The 14,432-nt window shown below is 71.6% G+C and carries 13 protein-coding genes; 10 read left to right on the plus strand and 3 right to left on the minus strand.

Features of this window, described 5'->3' with window-relative positions:
- Positions 1-73 precede the first annotated feature (73 nt).
- Complete coding sequence (locus tag MYMAC_RS15940) at positions 74-292, plus strand: sulfurtransferase TusA family protein (RefSeq protein WP_238539688.1); 219 nt, start codon at positions 74-76, stop codon at positions 290-292.
- 32 nt (positions 293-324) lie between these two features.
- Here the strand turns inward: MYMAC_RS15940 and MYMAC_RS15945 are convergent, their stop codons facing one another.
- Together MYMAC_RS15945 and MYMAC_RS15950 are read right to left on the minus strand one after the other, a co-directional pair.
- A complete protein-coding gene (locus MYMAC_RS15945; RefSeq protein WP_013939785.1) occupies positions 325-1,233 on the minus strand; it encodes an ABC transporter ATP-binding protein in 909 nt (302 codons plus the stop codon).
- The gene (locus tag MYMAC_RS15950) at positions 1,230-2,147 is read right to left on the minus strand and encodes an ABC transporter permease (RefSeq protein WP_043711084.1); all 918 of its coding nucleotides are present in this window, start codon (positions 2,145-2,147) and stop codon (positions 1,230-1,232) included. Before MYMAC_RS15950 ends, MYMAC_RS15945 begins: the two co-directional genes overlap by 4 nt.
- Positions 2,148-2,271: 124 nt before the next feature.
- On the opposite strand from MYMAC_RS15950, the gene MYMAC_RS15955 reads away from it, so the two are divergent.
- Positions 2,272-3,678: a penicillin-binding transpeptidase domain-containing protein gene (locus MYMAC_RS15955; RefSeq protein WP_239989558.1), complete on the plus strand. Its 1,407-nt coding sequence runs from the start codon at positions 2,272-2,274 to the stop codon at positions 3,676-3,678.
- A gap of 8 nt (positions 3,679-3,686) precedes the next feature.
- Here MYMAC_RS15955 and MYMAC_RS15960 read toward each other — a convergent pair whose 3' ends face one another.
- Positions 3,687-4,841: a DUF4388 domain-containing protein gene (locus MYMAC_RS15960; RefSeq protein ID WP_013939788.1), complete on the minus strand. Its 1,155-nt coding sequence runs from the start codon at positions 4,839-4,841 to the stop codon at positions 3,687-3,689.
- 21 nt (positions 4,842-4,862) lie between these two features.
- Between MYMAC_RS15960 and MYMAC_RS15965 the strand changes: the two genes are divergently transcribed.
- From MYMAC_RS15965 to MYMAC_RS16000, 8 genes are all read left to right on the plus strand, one after another.
- Positions 4,863-5,141 (plus strand): glutaredoxin family protein, encoded by a 279-nt coding sequence (locus MYMAC_RS15965; protein ID WP_013939789.1) that lies wholly within the window; start codon positions 4,863-4,865, stop codon positions 5,139-5,141.
- Positions 5,142-5,282: 141 nt separating this feature from the next.
- Positions 5,283-6,215, plus strand: a complete 933-nt coding sequence (locus MYMAC_RS15970; RefSeq protein ID WP_013939790.1) for a GGDEF domain-containing protein — start codon at positions 5,283-5,285, stop codon at positions 6,213-6,215.
- A 44-nt stretch (positions 6,216-6,259) separates the two neighbouring features.
- Complete coding sequence (locus MYMAC_RS15975) at positions 6,260-7,921, plus strand: sigma-54-dependent transcriptional regulator (RefSeq protein ID WP_095958709.1); 1,662 nt, start codon at positions 6,260-6,262, stop codon at positions 7,919-7,921.
- 53 nt (positions 7,922-7,974) lie between these two features.
- Positions 7,975-9,288 carry a GNAT family N-acetyltransferase gene (locus MYMAC_RS15980; protein ID WP_095958710.1) on the plus strand — a complete coding sequence of 438 codons (1,314 nt, stop codon included), beginning with the start codon at positions 7,975-7,977 and terminating at the stop codon, positions 9,286-9,288.
- 112 nt (positions 9,289-9,400) lie between these two features.
- Positions 9,401-10,210, plus strand: coding sequence for an ActD protein (locus MYMAC_RS15985; RefSeq protein WP_095958711.1), 810 nt, complete (start codon positions 9,401-9,403; stop codon positions 10,208-10,210).
- Positions 10,210-12,447, plus strand: a complete 2,238-nt coding sequence (locus tag MYMAC_RS15990) for a caspase family protein (protein WP_095958712.1) — start codon at positions 10,210-10,212, stop codon at positions 12,445-12,447. The genes MYMAC_RS15985 and MYMAC_RS15990 overlap by 1 nt, the downstream gene beginning before the upstream one ends.
- Before the next feature lie 136 nt (positions 12,448-12,583).
- On the plus strand, positions 12,584-13,153 hold the full coding sequence (locus MYMAC_RS15995; protein ID WP_013939795.1) for a tetratricopeptide repeat protein: 570 nt from the start codon (positions 12,584-12,586) through the stop codon (positions 13,151-13,153).
- Positions 13,154-13,312: 159 nt separating this feature from the next.
- Positions 13,313-14,431 (plus strand): 3-deoxy-7-phosphoheptulonate synthase, encoded by a 1,119-nt coding sequence (locus MYMAC_RS16000; RefSeq protein ID WP_013939796.1) that lies wholly within the window; start codon positions 13,313-13,315, stop codon positions 14,429-14,431.
- Position 14,432: the final 1 nt, after the last annotated feature.

The following is a 14,432-nucleotide window of genomic DNA, read 5'->3' on the forward strand; positions in this document are numbered from 1 at the left end:
CGCCCCCTCAGGCGGCCCAAAACTTGGGAGACTTCGGAAAAATTCCGTCACAGTCCCGATCATGGATGCCGCCGTGCACATCGACACCCGGGGGGCCCTGTGTCCCATGCCCATCCTGGAACTCGCCAAGGCCATGCGAGCCCTGGCGCCAGGGACGCTCGTGGAGCTGGTCTCCACGGACCGCGGCCTGGAAGCGGACCTGCCCGCGTGGTGTGAGGCTACGGGGAATCCACTGGTGCGCATGGAGCGCCGGGAGGCGCTCTACGTGGGGTGGGTGCGCAAGGCGGGCTGAGCCCCCAGGGGCCCGCCCGCGCCCTGCCTGCTTCAGAGCATCTGGAGGACGCGGTCTTCCAGGCGCTGGCCCCGGCTGACGCCGAGGATGAGCACGTCGTGCTGGAGGAGGTGGCGGACGACCTGGCTGATGACCTCCTCGGGCGCGACGCCGCCGCTGAAGCGCACGCGCAGCACGGTGTCGCTCTCCATGCGCGCGTCCGTGACGTGGGTCATCGCCGTGAGCTCCGGGATGATGACGCTGCCCCGGGCGATCTGGACGCGGAACTCGGCGCCCTGGCCGGTGAGCTCGGACATGCTCCCCGCCTGGGCGAGCGTGCCCTTGTCGAGGATGGCGGCCGCGTCACACAGCTCCTCCAGCTCCTGGAGGTTGTGGCTGGAGACGACCACCGTCTGGCGGCCCTTCATGTCGCGGATGACCTGGCGCACCTGGGCGGCCACGCGCGGGTCCAGGCCGGCGGTGGGCTCGTCCAGGAGCACCAGCGGCGGGCTGCCCATGAGGGCCTGGGCCATGGCGGCGCGCTTGGCCATGCCGTGGCTGAGCGCCTGCGTCTGGACGTTCCAGGCCTCGGTGAGGCCCACCTTGTCCAGGGCCTCGCGGGCCTCGCGAGCGGGGTCGGCCAGGGCGGACAGGCGGGCCCAGTACGTCAGCAGCGCGCCCACTTCCCAGCCGGGCGGCAGCACCGCGTCCTGGGGCAGCGCGCCCAGCCGGCCCTTGAGGGCGCCCGGCGTGGTGGGGTCCACGTCCATGACCTTGAGCGTGCCCTCGGACGGGTAGAGGTAGCCGCACATCATGGAGAACGTGGTCGTCTTGCCGGCGCCGTTGGGGCCGATGAGGCCGTACACCGCGCCCCTGGGCACGGAGAAGCTGACGCCGTTGACGGCGACCTTGGGGCCGAAGCGCTTGGAGACGCCGAACAGTTCGATGGCCACGTCGCTCACAGGTCCCTCGCGCGCAGAATGCCGTAGGCCGCCATCAGGAAGACGAACGCGAAGACCGCGTAGGCGGCGCCGCTCGCGCCGAACTGCGCCAGGCCCGGGTGCAGCAGGTCGCTGGCGTAGTACGACGGTGACAGGTAGCGCAGGAAGCGCAGGCTGCCCGTGTCACCCGACGCCCGGCCAATGGTGTCCATCAGCCAGAAGACGAAGAGCAGGATGAAGTTGAAGACCAGGCTCACCGCGGGCGCGCGGAACAGGCTGGAGCACAGCGTCGTCAACGCCACGTAGGCCAGCGAGAAGACGATGGCCGCCAGCCAGAACTTCAGCAGGTTGAGCCCCATGGCCGCGAAGCCGAAGTCCGGGTTGGCCACGCGGGCGTAGATGAAGATGGCCAGGTCGATGATGAGCACCAGCCCCAGCAGCAGCGTGGCCTGCGTCAGGAACTTGCCCAGCAGCACCGACGAGCGCCTCGCGCGCACCGTGAGGTAGCGCATGGAGCGCGGGCCCACTTCGCCGCTGATCTGATCGAAGCCCATCAGCGCGATGTACGCGGGCAGGAAGAAGAGGGTGATCTTGAAGACGACCAGCACCTCCAAAGGCACCTGGGCCAGCGCCTCGATCATCGCGGAGTCGTCGCTGGTGAGGAAGCCCAGCACGCCCTTGCGCATCTCCTCGTTGATCTGCACCGAGGCGCTCGCGTCCGCCCCGGAGCCCTCCAACTGCTTGGCGACGGCGGCGCGGACCTCGCCCGTGAGCCAGCCGACGACCAGCAGCACCAACGCGGAGAACATGCTGTAGAGGCCGAGCAGCACCACCGTGCGGCCGCTGCGCACGGCGCGGCGAAGCTCGGCGCTCCAGATGACCACCGTCTCTTTCAATCCGTCCAAAGTGTGGGGGAACCTAGCGGAGTTGCGCACCCGTCCGCCAAGTTTCTGATTTCCATGAGGGGCGGAAGCGGTCAGGGAGGCATCCGTGGACAGCGCGCCCCCAGCCGGTAGGATCCGGGCTCCGCTCGCTCACCCCCCGGAGCCCCCCGCAGCAATGCGCTTCCACCGCCGTCTCCTGTCCGCCGCCGTCGCGCTGCTCCCCCTGGCCCTCGTCGTTGGCGCGACCGGGCCGGAGCATCCCGCGTCCGCCGGTGCCTCCGAGGACGGTGGAGTGGGCGCCCCGAGTGTAGGGGCGGCGGCGCCCGCCTCCGAATCCGACGCGGGCAGCTCGGGCTCGGCCGCCGTCTCCGCCGCCGCGGTGCTGGGTGGCGAGTCACCGGATGGGGGCCTCGCGGCCTTGGCGGCGGAGCCGGGAATGGTGCCCCCCGTCCCCGTGCCCTCGCGTGAGAAGGCGCCGCCCATCGCCAAGGTGAAGCCGCTGCCCAGGTCCGTGGACCTCATGGCCCGCGCGACGCTGGAGGGCGGGAAGCTGGTGGTGAAGGAGAAGGGCGGCAAGAAGCAGCGGCTCACCATCGACCCGGTGCTCCAGGCGTCGCTGACGAAGATCCTCCGCAGCTACGAGACGCCCTATGGCGCCGCCGTGGTGCTGGAGCCGTCCTCGGGCCGGGTGCTGGCGCTGGCGGAGCACTCGGCGGCGCGGCCGGAATTGCGCGGCCTGCCGGTCCGCGCGGTGTTCCCCGCGGCCAGCATCTTCAAGGTCATCACCGGCAGCGCGCTCCTGGAGGCCGGCGTCACGCCGGAAACGGAGGAGTGCTTCCACGGCGGCAAGCGGCGCATCTCCGAGAAGCACCTGCAGGACAGCGAGCGGGACGCCTCCTGCTATTCGCTGGCGCTGGCCATGGGCAGGAGCGCCAACGTCATCTTCGCCAAGCTGACGAACAAGCACCTCACCGTGGACGCGCTGCGCCGCATGGCGGCCCGCTTCCGGTTCAACCGCGAGATCGCGTTCCCCGTGCCCACGGACGTGTCGCTGGCCGCCATCCCCGAGGAGACGTTCGGCCTGGCGAACACGGGGGCGGGCTTCGGGGACGTGTACCTGTCCCCGCTGCACGGCGCGCTGGTGGCCGCGGTGGCCGCCAACGAGGGCCGCTGGGTGGACCCCATCCTCTTCGAGCCCGAGGGCCCCGCGCCGCTGCTCCCCGCCGAAGGCGAGCCCGTCCTCACGCCGGAGGTGGCCAGGGACCTCACGGCGCTGCTGGAGGAGACCGTCACGAGCGGCACCGCGCGCGCCGTGTTCCGCGAGCGGGGCTTCCGCGTGGAGGACGCCGTGGGCAAGACGGGCTCGCTGGCGGACCGCGAGCCGTTCCGTGACTACTCCTGGTTCGTGGGCTTCGCCCCCAAGGACAAGCCGCGCGTCGCGGTGGCGGCCATCATCGTCAATGACCCGAAGTGGCGCATCCGGGGCACCTGGCTGGGCCGCGAGGCGCTCCGCCTGGGCCTGGAGCGGCTGCCCGCCCCGGTGGAGGTGACGGCCCCGGCCTCCGCCGCCGGCAAGCCCTGACGCGGACGTCAGCGCGGCGTCAGCTTCACCAGCCCCGCGTCCAGGAAGCCGGCGAAGAACTTCAGCGCGTCCAGCTCCTGCAGCGGCGACACGTGGACGATGGCGGCCACGTCCCGCCGCCCGTCGATGCGCGACAGCAGGTAGCGCTCCGGCGCGGAGAGCTGGAGCGTCTTCAGGTGCCCGGGGGCCACCTGGAGCGTGGGAACGCGGGCCGGCTCGGCCAGCTCCTTGCGCAGGTGCACCAGCAGCTTCTCCTGGGCCGCCTTGACGAACTCCGCCGTCCGGGGGGAGGGCGCCATCTCATGGGCTCGCCGCGCCAGCGCCTCGCCGTCCCGCACGTTTCCCGAGTCGAGGAACAACTGCGCGGCCTGGAGCACCTCGTCAGAGGAGGTCTCCGAGCCGATGATGCCCGGCTCCTCGTCCTCCTCCACCACCACGGCCATCTCGGACTCGGGCGGCGCGTCGGACACCTTCACGGCGTCCAGGCGGTAGAGCGCGTACAGCCGCTGGTAGAGGAAGAAGTCCGTGGCGTGCAGCGCCAGCGCGATGCCGTCGATGGTGAGGCCTTCCTTGATGAGCTGGACGATGCGCTCGTCCATGCTCCCGGGCTTGCGCTCGGGGAGCTTGCGCTCGTCCACCGACAGCCGCACCGCGCCCGACGGGAAGACGGCGCGGATGGCCTGCCAGGCCGTCTCCCGGAACTCGCCCTCGCGGTGGATGTCCAGCAGGTCCACGCTGACGTCCAGGCCCGCGACCTCCGGCGCCGTGTCCGCCGCCTCGAAGGCGAAGTCGCCGTCCTCCCAATGGAAGGCGTCCAGGATCATCTCCCGGAACTTGTGGCTGAGCGTGCCGCGCACCGTGGCCTCCGGCACCAGCCCGGTCATCACCAATATCTTCCCCAGGAAGATGCGCGTCTCCGCCTGGGTCGAAAACGCCTTCTCCAACTGGTCCTCGGTCAGGTGCCCCATATTGATGAGGAACTGACCGAAGAACTCGCGCGGCTGGTTGGAACTGGCGCTGACCACGTGGCCCTCGCGCAGCTCGAGTTGCTTGCGCACGTCCCCACGCTCCACCTTCAGGGACCCCGTCGCTCGCCGGTTCCCGAGATAGACGACGAGGTCCTTGAGAGGCATCGTCGAGAAGTCGCCAGACAAGCCACGCATTAACCCTCCATCCTGCCCCGCATGCGCGTCGATATCTACTCGAAACCCCATTGCTCTCTCTGTGACAAGGCGGCCGCCGTCGTGGAGTCCGTGCGCGCCCGCATCCCCTTCGAGCTGCGGATCATCTCCATCCTCGAGGACGCGGAGGCCTTCACCGCCTGGCGTTACGACATCCCCGTGGTCGTCATCGACGGCGTCCCCGCCTTCAAGCACCGCGTGGACGCCGCCGAGTTCGAGGCGCGGCTGCATGAGGTCAAAGGTGGCACAGCCATTGCTAAATCCGCTGCCCAGGATGGGTAGCCAGCTTCCCTTCTCTAGTAAATCCGAGGGGATGACGAAGTCAGCAGCGGGTGTGAGGCTGTAATTCCGGGGTGGGGCTCGAAAAGCAGCAGAGAAAAGTTCACGCGGGAAGGTGGAACGGTGGGTGTGAGAAGGAAGCGAGTGGGCAAGGCCGGACAGCCGCCCACCGTGCTCGTCGTCGAGCCGCGGGCAGCGGACCTGGAGCGGACGCGGTTGCTCCTGGCGGAGGCTGGCTTCCGGGTGGTGCCCGTGACGCGTTTCGACGCCGCGGTGCCGCTCTTCGAGGTCATCCGGCCGTCCGCGGTGTTGCTGGCCGCCCAGGCGCCTGACTTCGCGGCCGTCCAGGTGGCGCGCCGGTTGCGGCAGCTCAGCCACGGCGCGGTGCCGCTGCTGTACCTGGTGGACGAGCGGGACGCCGAGGCCCGGCGCTACTGCCTGGAGCGGGGGCAGTGCGTGGACCTGGTGCCGCGTTCGGGCAGCGGCACGGAGCTGGCGACGAAGCTTCACGCCCAATTGAAGTTGAAGGACGCGGTGATGCGGGCGGCGGCGGGGGAGGAGGCCGGCACGGCGCAGGCGCTCCATGATCCGGTGACGGGGCTCTACAACCGGCCCTTCCTGCTGGAGCTCCTGAGCCTGGAGGCGCGGCGGGCGGAGCGCTACGGCGGCGGCTTCTCCGTGCTGGCCGCGGAGGTGGGGGGCTGGTCGGCCTTCCGCAAGGAGTTTGGACGCGGCATGGCGGAGCGTCTGCTGGTGTACAGCGCCGTGGTGCTGGGGCAGACGGTGCGTGACGCGGACGCGGTGGCGCGGGTGGGGGACTGTCAATTCGCGCTGATGCTGCCGGGAACGCCCGCGGAGTCCGTTCAGGAGGTGGTATCCCGCGTGGCGGCGCGCTTCGAAACGGCGCGCTTCCAGGTGGAGGGGAAGGTCGTGCGCGCGTCACTGGAGCTGGGGACGGTGAGCTTCCCGGACTCCGTGGGGACGCCCACGCAGCTTTTGAGCGCGGCGTTTCAAGACATGCGCCGCGCGCGTGAGTTTCGCCGCATGGTCGGGAGCGCATCCCGGCTGTCGGTGTGAGGGTGGGTGGGACTTCGATGCAGCGGGCGAGTGGAGGCGAGGGGATGGACCGGATCGCGGTGCTGGTGGTGGATGACGAAGAGTCGGTGCGCACGTTTCTGTCTGAGCTGCTTGGCAGCGCGGGCTACCAGGTGCGCTGTGCGGCGAGTGGCACCCAGGCGCTGGAGATGCTGTCGGGTGGCTCCTTCGACGCGGTGCTGCTGGATGTGGTGATGCCGGAGATGAGCGGCCTGGAGGTGCTGCGCCGCTATCAATCCATGGGCGGCGGCGCGCCCGTCATCGTGCTCAGCGCGCTCGCGGGGGCGGACGACGCGGTGCGGGCCATGAAGATGGGCGCCAGTGACTACCTGGCGAAGCCGTTCGGCAACGACGAGCTCCAGGACGCGCTGGCCCGGGCCCTGGGCACGCGGGCCCCGGAGCGTCAGGCGGTGGCGCCGGTGTTGCCCGCGCGTGGGGTGCTGCCGGTGGCGGACACGACGCAGGAGCAGCGCGTCCTCATCTCCACCTCGCCGGCCATGCGCCGCGCCCGCGCGCTGGTGGAGCGCATCGCCGACACGGACGTCCCGGTGCTGCTGCTGGGCGAGTCCGGCACGGGCAAGGAGGTCATCGCGCGGGAGATTCACGCGCGCAGCAACCGGCGCAACCGCCCGTTCATCAAGGTGAACTGCGCGGCGCTGCCCGGTGAGCTGCTGGAGAGCGAGCTGTTCGGCCACGAGCGCGGCGCCTTCACCGGCGCCACCGCGGAGAAGCCCGGCAAGTTCGAGCTGGCCGACCAGGGCACCATCTTCCTGGACGAGATTGGCGAAATGGCCATCCGGCTCCAGGCCAAGCTGCTCCAGGTCCTCCAGGACGAGGAGTTCTTCCGCGTCGGTGGCAAGAAGAGCGTGCGCGTGGACAGCCGCGTCGTGGTGGCCACCAACCGCGACCTGGAGAAGGAAATCGCGCTGGGCAACTTCCGCGAGGACCTCTTCTACCGCCTCAACGTGGTGGCCATCCGCCTGCCGGCGCTGCGCGAGCGCCGCGAGGACGTGGTGCCGCTGACGGACCACTTCCTCAAGAAGTACGGCCGCGGCTACCTCAGCGGCGTGTCCGAGCTGCCCACGGAGGTGCTGCACGCCTTCGCGGACTACGACTGGCCGGGCAACGTCCGCGAGCTGGAGAACATGGTCCGCCGGCTGTGCGTGCTGAAGGACCCCACGCTGGTGCTCGACGAGCTGCGGGCCGCGGTCCGCGCGCCCGCGAGCGCCCCGTCCCTGCCCACGTCCTACGCGGGCGACGACGGCGGTCCCTTCGGCCGCGCGCACGACGAGGGCTTCCGCACGCCGCCGCCGGCGGTGCAGGTGCTGGAGATGCCGTCGCGCGGGGCCGCCTTCGGGCTGGCGTCCGTCGCGCCGCTGTCGCCGCCCGCGCACGCGCCCATGGCGATGGAGCCCGCCAACGCGGTGGTGCCCGCGCCGCGCTACGTCAACCCCTTCGACGTGCCGCAGCCGCCGCCGCCGCCCGCGCCCACGGGGGAGCTGTCGCTGAAGGACATTGGCAAGCGGGCCGCGATGCTGGCGGAGCGCGAGGCCATCCTCGCCATGCTCCAACGCACCGCGTGGAACAAGCGGCGCGCGGCCACCAAGCTGCGCATCAGCTACAAGGCGCTCCTCTACAAAATCAAGGAGTGCGGCATCATCGACCCGCGCGCCAGCGCGGAGCTGTAGGCGTGCCCTAACGGCCGCTTGCGCTGTCCCCGCGGTCTCGCTATCGCGGGGACATGACGCCTCCTCTCGTCCTCCTGGGGTCCGGTTACACGCTCACGCGGCTCGCGGTGGCGGAGGCCCGCGCCGGACGCGACGTGCTGGCGGCCACGCGTGACGCCGCGCGCCGCGCCGGGCTGGAGCAGGCCGGCGCCCGCGTCACCTCCCTGGAAGACGCGCTGACGCGGACGGCGGGGGCGCACGTCGTCGTCTCGGTGCCGCCCGAAGCGGGCCTGGATGCTCGCATCGCCTCGGCGCTGGCCGCCCAGGCGCCGGCGCGGCTCATCTACCTGTCCTCCACGGGCGTCTACGGCCGCGCGCGGGGCCACGTGGACGAGGACACGCCGGTGGAGCTGTCCACGCCCTCGTCGCGCGAGCGCATCGAGGCGGAGGCGCGCTATCTGCCATTGGGCGCCATGGTGATGCGCATCGCCGGCATCTACGGGCCCGGGCGGGGCATGCACACGCGCCTGCTCGCGGGGGCGCTGCGGCTGCCCGAAGCGGGGGGGGGACGCATCTCCCGCATCTACGTGGATGACCTGGTGGAGGCCATCCGGACGGTGCTGGCGCGCGGCGAGCCCGGCGCCCTGTACTGCGTCGCGGATGAGCGCCCCGCGCCCACCGAGGAGCCGGTGGCCTGGCTCGCCCAGCGCCTGGGCGTGCCGATGCCGCCCCGCATCCCCCTGGACCAGCTCAACGAGACGGTGCGCGGCGACCGCGCCATCTCCAACGCGCGCCTGAAGTCGCTGGGCTGGGCGCCGCGGTATCCGGACTTCATCGCGGGCTACACCGCGCTCCTCGCGGCGGAGGGCTTCGGCGCCGCGTCCTCCCAGCCCACCCTCCGGCGGCTGGGGGCGGAGGACGCGGAGGCGTTCAAGGCGCTGCGGCTGCAGGCGCTCCAGGTCAGCCCGGAGTCCTTCGGCGCCTCGTTCGAGGAGGACGCGAAGCTGTCGCCGGAGGCCGTGCGCGACTGGCTGGTGGGGGAGGGCCACTTCGTCCTCGGCGCCTTTGACGCGGGGCGGCTCGTGGGCGTGCTGGGGCTGAAGCGCGAGTCCCGGGCCAAGCTGGCCCACAAGGCGGTGGTGTGGGGCATGTACGTGGCGCCGGAGGCCCGCTCGCGGGGCGTGGGGCGGCGGCTGCTGTCCGCCCTCCTCGACGAGGCGCGGCGGATGGGGGGCCTCAAGAACCTGCTGCTCACCGTCGTCGTGGGGAACGCGCCCGCGCACGCGCTGTACCGCGCGCTGGGGTTCCGGACCTACGGCGTGGAGCCGAACGCGCTGAAGGTCGGGGACACGTTCCTCGACAAGGAGCTGATGATCCTCACCCTGTGAGGCGGGGGAGTGACAGATTTTCGAGGGGCCGGTGTTCCAGGAGTCGCGCGAGGCCGGAGGCGGCGGGACACGGGAACGGAGGGCTTCTGGCCGCGCTGGAGACGCACTGCGCATGGCCCCTGGCACCCCTGACTGGCTTCTGGAGCGAATCATCCTGGGCGAGCTGCCATCAGCGCCGCTCGCCGCCGCGCGCGCCCGGCTGGAGCGGGAGCCCGGTGGCGCCGCGCGGCTGGCGCGCTTGGAGGCGGACGCCCGCCGGACGCTGGAGCGCCACCCCCCTGCCGCCGTCGCCGCGGAGGTGGCCCGGCGCGACCACCGGGCCCGGGTCCTCGCGGAGGCGACGCGGCGCGCCGAGTCCCAGGGGTGGCACGGCCTGTCCCTCAGCGTGCCCGTGGCCGCCTCGCTGGCGCTGCTCTTCATGTCCGCGCCGGAGGAGCAGCCGGAGCCCTCGGCGTCGCCCGTGCCCCTGGTGGTGATGCTGGACACCGTGCGCATCAAGGGCCCTCCGCGCCTGCGCGTCCACCGGCAGGGCGCGGGGGAGCCGGAGCTCCTGGACGAGCAGGCCCGGGCCCGCCGCGGAGACGTCCTGCAGCTCAGCTACGTGTCGGGCGGGCGCCGCCATGGTGTCGTGGTGTCGGTGGATGGGCGCGGCGCGGTGACGCTGCACCACCCGGCGACGCTGGCCGGGAGCACGGAGCTGGGGCCGGGCGACGCGGTGCCCCTGGCCCACGCCTATGAGCTCGACGACGCGCCGGACTTCGAGCGGTTCCTCTTCGTGACGTCCGACGGGCCGTTGGACGTCTCCACCGTCCTGGAAGCGGCCCGGGTGCTCGCCCGACAGCCCTCCGAAGCGCGCACCCGGTCCCTTCCGCTTCCGGATACCCTGGGCCAGACGTCCTTCACGTTGGAAAAGGTGCGGTGATGACGCGGTCCTTCTTGTTCCTGCTGCTGCTCGTGCCCGCGCTGGCCGCGGCGGCCCCCGCGTCCACTGCGCCGCCGCTGTCGGTGCGCCGCCTGGCGCTGCTGGTGGGCGTCAACGACGGCGGCGAGGGCCGCGCCCGGCTCCGCTACGCCGTCACGGACGCGCGCTCCTTCGGCGACGTGTTGGAGGAGCTGGGCGGGGTGCAGCCCCAGGACACGCTGCTGATGATGGAGGGCGACCGCGCGGCGTTCGAGGCCGCCCTGGCCCGCTTCAAGGCGATGCTGACGGCGGCCCGCCGGCAGGGCACGCGCATCGAGGCCCTCCTCTACTATTCGGGGCACTCCGACGAGCAGGGCTTGCTGCTCCAGAAGGACCGCTTCGGCTACCGCGAGCTGCGCAAGGCGCTGGAGTCGCTCCCGGCCGACGTGCGCATCGCCATCCTGGATTCGTGCGCGTCCGGCACGCTGGCGCGCCAGAAGGGCGGGGTGCGGCGGCCGGCCTTCATGGTGGACGCGTCCTCCGCGGTGCGGGGCCACGCCATCCTCACGTCGTCCTCCGAGGACGAGGTGTCCCAGGAGTCCGACCGCATCGGCGGCTCGTTCTTCACCCACAACCTGGTGTCCGGCCTGCGCGGCGCGGCGGACGTCTCCGGCGACGGCCGGGTGACGCTCCACGAGGCCTACCAGTTCGCCTTCCACGAGACGCTGGCCCGCACGGAGGAGACGCGCGCCGGGGCGCAGCACCCCGCGTATGACATTGAACTCGCGGGCACGGGCGACCTGGTGATGACGGACCTGCGCTCCACCGCCGCGGTGCTCGTGCTGGGTGACCTGGTGGACGGGCGGCTCTTTGTCCGGGATTCGCGGGGGCGGCTGGTGGTGGAGCTCAAGAAGTACGCCGGCCGCACCACCGAGCTGGGCTTGCAGAAGGGCCGCTACACGGTGATGCGCAAGGTGCTGGACCAGACGTCGCAGGCGGAGTTCGAGCTGGGCGACGGAGGCCGCACGGTGCTGGCCGCGTCCGCCTTCCGCGCGGTGCAGGGCGAGCTGACCGCCATGCGCGGTGGCGGGCCCCTGCCCACGGCGGAGTCGGCGAGCGCCGCCTCGGCGACGGGCGGCGGTCACCGGGCCCGCTTCGTGAACGTCGGGTTGTTCCCCGGCCTCCAGACGAACGACCTGCTGAACGGCGGCGCGCCGGTGGACAACAACCTCTCCCTGTCCATGGGCGTGTCCCGCATGGCCCGGCTGGACGGCGTGGCGGTGGCCCTGGGCGCGAACCTGGCCTCGGACCAGGTGGACGGGCTGCAGCTGGCCGTGGGCGCCAACGTGGTGCGGGGCGACCTGCTGGGCGCGCAGGTGGCCGTCGGAGGCAACTGGGCGCACGGGAAGGCGGAGGGCGTCCAGGCCGCGGTGGGGCTCAACGTGGCGCGAAGCAGCGGCAACCTGGGCCAGCTCGCGGTGGGGGCCAACATCTCCGGCACCTCGCTGGCCGGCGCCCAGCTCGCCGCGGGCGGCAACTGGACGGCGGGGAGTGTCGATGGCCTCCAGGTCGCGGCGGGGCTCAACCGCGTGAAGGACCGGCTTTCGGGCCTCCAGTTGGCCGCGGGCATGAACTGGGCCGCGGAGGCCCGGGGCGCGCAGGTGTCGCTCGTCAACGTGGGCGGCGACGTGAGGGGCGCGCAGGTGGGCCTCGTCAACGTGGCGGGGCGGATGCGCGGCCTGCAGCTCGGGCTCGTCAACGTGTCGCGGGAGATGGAGAGCGGCGTGCCGGTGGGGCTGGTGAGCCTCGTGCGCGACGGCCAGTTCCACGTCGAGGCCTTCGGCAACGACTTCAACTACGCCAACACCGCCCTGAAGATGGGCAGCCGCCACTTCTACACCACGCTCGTGGTGGGCATGGGCACCGCGGAGGGCGCGCGCGGCCCCAGCCACTGGTCGCTGGGGTTGGGGCTCGGCGCGCACCTCCCCTTCACCGAGCGCTTCTTCCTGGACGTGGACGCGGTGTCGAACACGCTCTACGGCTGGAACATGAAGTTCGAGGGCAACCGCCTGGTGCACCAGCTCCGGCTGGTGGCCGGGTTCCAGGTGGCGCGCGACCTGGCCCTCATCGGCGGGCCCACGCTCAACGTGATGCACGACGTCAACGGCGAGCCCGTGTCGAACGTGAGCCGCCTCGCGCGCCCGGCGCCAGGGGACGTGCTCCTGTGGCCCGGTGTCCAGGTGGGCCTGCGCATCTGAAGCGGGGGCCAATGGCTCCCATCAGCGGGACGAAAGCGCCCCGGGGAATGACGCCTTTTCATGAGGACTTCCCCGGTGAGAGGCTGACCCTCCGGCCCGGGAGCGCGGCCGTTGTCACCCATGCGCTGGGGGAGCGATGTCCAAGAAGTTGCTGTTCGCGGCCTTCAATGACGGCGTGAGCCTGTCCATGGCGGGCAACCACGAGGCGGCCATCATCGCGTTCGACAAGGTGCTCGCCGTGGACCCCAAGCACGTCCCGGCGCTCACCGCGAAGGGCGCCTCGCTGGCCACGCTGGAGCGCTTCGAGGCGGCGCTGCGCTGCTTCGAGCGCGCCATCGAGGTGGACCCCAGCGAGGCGGAGGCCCACCGCGACGCGGCCCTCTGTCAGTTGGAGCTGGGCGAGCCCGAGGCCGCCGCGCAGCTCCTTCAGCGGGCCATGCAGCTCAACCCCACGCCCGGCTACCGCGAGGGCGCCGCCGTTCAAATCTACAACCTGGGCAACGCGCTGCTGACCCGGGGCTCCCGCCGCCCGGACAAGGCCCGCTACCGCCAGGCCCGCCACGTCTTCGAGCTGGCGCTGAACCTGTCCCCCGGCTACGCCGAGTGCGCCCGCGCCCTGGCCGACGTGTGGGAGCACCTGGGGGACTCCGCCCAGAGAGAGCATTACGCCCAGCTCGCCACCCGGCTCCGTCCCGCGCCGGCCTAGCGGGCGGCCCGCCGGGGCCTGGACGAGACGTGTCCTCTTTCCGGTTTCAAGTCCGGACGCGGCAAGGCCGCTCGGAATGTTACACCTGCCGCGGCCTTTTTCCGCTACACTTCACGCAATTCGCGTAAGTCAAGACAACGCCGCCCGGGAGAACCGAAGATGATCGTCATGCTCGAGCCGGACTCGCCTGAGTCCGTGGTGTCCGCCGTCCTCCAGGTTGCCTCCCAGTACAAGGGAGTGACGCCGCGGACGCACGTCATCGGGGGCTCCGAGTTGACGATTACGGAAATCTACCTGCTGGGTTCCACGGCGCAGGTGCCGGTGGAGCCCTTCGAGCAGATTCCCGGCGTGCGGCAGGTGGTGCGCGTGTCGCAGAAGTACCGCGTCATCGGCCGGCACAAGGGCCAGCGGACGTCCGCGGGCTTCGAGTACAACGGCGTCTCCTTCGACGAGCGCTCGGTGAACGTGTTCGCGGGCCTGTGCGCCGTGGACAACCGGGAGAACGTGGACACGATGATGGCGGCGCTGGCGCGGGTGGGCATCCGCACCACGCGCATGGGCGCCTACAAGCCCCGCACCAACCCCTACGAGTTCCAGGGCCTGGGCGCCGCCTGCCTGCCGTGGGTGTTCGAGTCGGCGGGCAAGCACGGCATCAAGGTCATCGCGATGGAGGTGACGCACCCGCGCCACATCGACGAGATTCGGGACGCGCTGGAGCGCTCCGGCAACGCCACGGGGGTGATGCTGCAGGTGGGCACGCGCAACGCGCAGAACTTCGAGCTGCTCAAGAGCATTGGCCAGCAGCGCGTCTTCCCGGTGCTCTTCAAGCGCGGCATGGGCATCACCCTGGAGGAGTCGCTCAACGCGTGCGAGTACGTGGCGAGCGAGGGCAACCCGAAGATTGTCTTCTGCCTGCGCGGCGTGAAGACGCACCTGGGCGACCCGCACCGCAACATGGTGGACTTCGCCCACGTTCCGGTGGTGCGCCGGCTCACCCGGCTGCCGGTGTGCGTGGACCCGTCGCACGCCATTGGCCAGGCCGCGCCGCCGCCGGACGGGCTGCCGGACATCTTCCACGCCATTGGCCAGGGGCTCATCGCGGGCGCGTCCATGGTGCTGGTGGACTTCCACCCGCACCCGGAGGCCGCCCTGTGCGACGGCCCGCAGGCCCTGCGCATGGAGCAGCTCCCCGCGCTCCAGCGCTACGTCAGCCTGGTGCGCTCCGCCTATGAGGCGGCGGTGCAGCACGGCGACGGGCTCCAGGCCACCAACGCCTGAG

It is taken from the genome of Corallococcus macrosporus DSM 14697 (assembly GCF_002305895.1).
GTDB lineage: Bacteria > Myxococcota > Myxococcia > Myxococcales > Myxococcaceae > Myxococcus > Myxococcus macrosporus.

Coding starts and splice junctions, on each gene's coding strand:
- MYMAC_RS15955 (WP_239989558.1), top strand. CDS start 2,272: ATGCGCTTCCACCGCCGTCTCCTGTCCGCCGCCGTCGCGCTGCTCCCC.
- MYMAC_RS15960 (WP_013939788.1), bottom strand. CDS start 4,841: ATGCGTGGCTTGTCTGGCGACTTCTCGACGATGCCTCTCAAGGACCTC.
- MYMAC_RS15965 (WP_013939789.1), top strand. CDS start 4,863: ATGCGCGTCGATATCTACTCGAAACCCCATTGCTCTCTCTGTGACAAG.
- MYMAC_RS15975 (WP_095958709.1), top strand. CDS start 6,260: ATGGACCGGATCGCGGTGCTGGTGGTGGATGACGAAGAGTCGGTGCGC.
- MYMAC_RS15980 (WP_095958710.1), top strand. CDS start 7,975: ATGACGCCTCCTCTCGTCCTCCTGGGGTCCGGTTACACGCTCACGCGG.
- MYMAC_RS15985 (WP_095958711.1), top strand. CDS start 9,401: ATGGCCCCTGGCACCCCTGACTGGCTTCTGGAGCGAATCATCCTGGGC.
- MYMAC_RS15990 (WP_095958712.1), top strand. CDS start 10,210: ATGACGCGGTCCTTCTTGTTCCTGCTGCTGCTCGTGCCCGCGCTGGCC.
- MYMAC_RS15995 (WP_013939795.1), top strand. CDS start 12,584: ATGTCCAAGAAGTTGCTGTTCGCGGCCTTCAATGACGGCGTGAGCCTG.
- MYMAC_RS16000 (WP_013939796.1), top strand. CDS start 13,313: ATGATCGTCATGCTCGAGCCGGACTCGCCTGAGTCCGTGGTGTCCGCC.